The 1,687-nt window shown below is 70.9% G+C and carries 1 protein-coding gene; it reads left to right on the top strand.

The window, feature by feature from the left end; translation table 11 throughout:
- Positions 1-1,687, top strand: a 1,687-nt coding sequence (locus HMPREF0975_RS04645) for an acyltransferase domain-containing protein (RefSeq protein ID WP_009232984.1), incomplete at both ends; no start/stop codon positions are given.

Raw genomic sequence — 1,687 nt, 5'->3', positions numbered from 1 at the left:
CGCGCCTGCGGACATGACGGCCTTCGCCCGGGTCACCGGCGACTTCAACCCGATCCACACCTCCTACAACGCCGCCCACGTGGCCGGTATGGACGCCCCGCTCGTCCACGGCATGTGGCTGTCTGCCACCGCCCAGCAGGTGGCCGCCTCCACCGCCGCCGACGGCTCCCGCCACGTCCTGGCCGGCTGGACCTACGTCATGACCGGCCCGGTGGAGCTGGGTGACGACGTCGAGATCACCGTGGAGCGCACCGGCCTGGTGGTCGGCGGCGGCTACGTCCTGGAGGTCGTCTGCCGCATCAACGGCGAGGTCGTCTCCCGCGGCACCGCCGTGACGACCCCCGAGCCCACCGCCTACATCTACCCCGGTCAGGGCATCCAGGCCCCCGGCATGGGCCTGGACGAGATGAACTCCTCCAAGGCCGCCCGCGAGGTCTGGGAGCGCGCCGACGCCCATACCCGCGCCGAGCTGGGCTTCTCCGTCATCAACCTGGTGCGCGACAATCCCACCGAGATGACCGCCCGCGGCGTCACCTACCGCCATCCCGAGGGCCTGCTCAACCTCACCCAGTTCACCCAGGTGGCCCTGGCCACCGTGGCCATGGCGACCACCGCGCGCCTGGCCGAGGCCGGTGCCCTGGTGGACAGCGCCGCCTTCGCCGGCCACTCACTGGGCGAATACACGGCCCTGAGCGCCTACGGCCGCGTCATGCCCGTGGAGACGATGATCTCAATCGTTTTCCAGCGCGGCTCCACCATGCACTCGCTGGTGCCCCGCGACGCCGACGGCGCATCGAACTACCGCATGGGCGCTCTGCGGCCCAACCAGGCCGGGATCAAGGCCGACGAGGTCGAGGCCTACGTGAAGTCGATCTCCCAAGAGACCGGAGAGTTCCTCCAGATCGTCAACCACAACCTGGCCGGGGTCCAGTACGCCGTGGCCGGCACGATCAAGGGCCTGGACGCCCTGGCCACGGACGCCCGTGCCAAGGCCAAGGCCCGCGGGGGCAAGAACCCATTCATGTTCGTTCCCGGCATCGACGTGCCCTTCCACTCCGAGGTGCTGCGCCCCGGCGTCCCGGAGTTCCGCGGCCGCCTGCTCGAGCTCGTTCCCGATGACCTGGATGTCGAGCGCCTGGTGGGCCACTACGTGCCCAACCTGGTGGCACGCCCCTTCGCCCTGACCCAGGACTTCGCCCGCTCGATCCTCGAGGTCGTGCCCTCCGAGCCGATCGAGGAGATCCTGGCTAGCTGGGACTCCTGGGTGAAGCGGCCCACCGAGCTGGCCCGGGTCCTGCTCGTCGAGCTCCTGGCCTGGCAGTTCGCCTCCCCGGTGCGCTGGATCGAGACCCAGGAGATCCTGCTGTCCTCCCCGAGCGAGGGAGGTCTGGGCATCGAGCACATCGTCGAGGTCGGTCTGGCCAATTCGCCCACGCTGGCGAACCTGGCCACCAACACCCTGCGTCTGCCCCAGCACGCGGGGCGCCACGTCACCGTGCACAACGCCCGCCGTGATGAGGCCCGGGTCCTGGCCACCGACACCGACCCGGCGGTGGAGCTCACCGAGCCGGAGTTCGACGCCCCAACCGCCGAGGAGCCCTCCGCCGAGGCCGACGCTCCCGCTGAGACCGCCCCGGCCGAGCAGGCCCCTGCTCCCGCGGTCGAGGCCGCACCCGCTGCGGCGACT

This window comes from Actinomyces sp. oral taxon 849 str. F0330 (assembly GCF_000239715.1).
Taxonomy (GTDB): Bacteria; Actinomycetota; Actinomycetes; order Actinomycetales; family Actinomycetaceae; genus Actinomyces; species Actinomyces johnsonii.
Note: the sequence above shows the minus strand (reverse complement) of the source record. Positions and strands in the feature narration are given on the sequence as shown.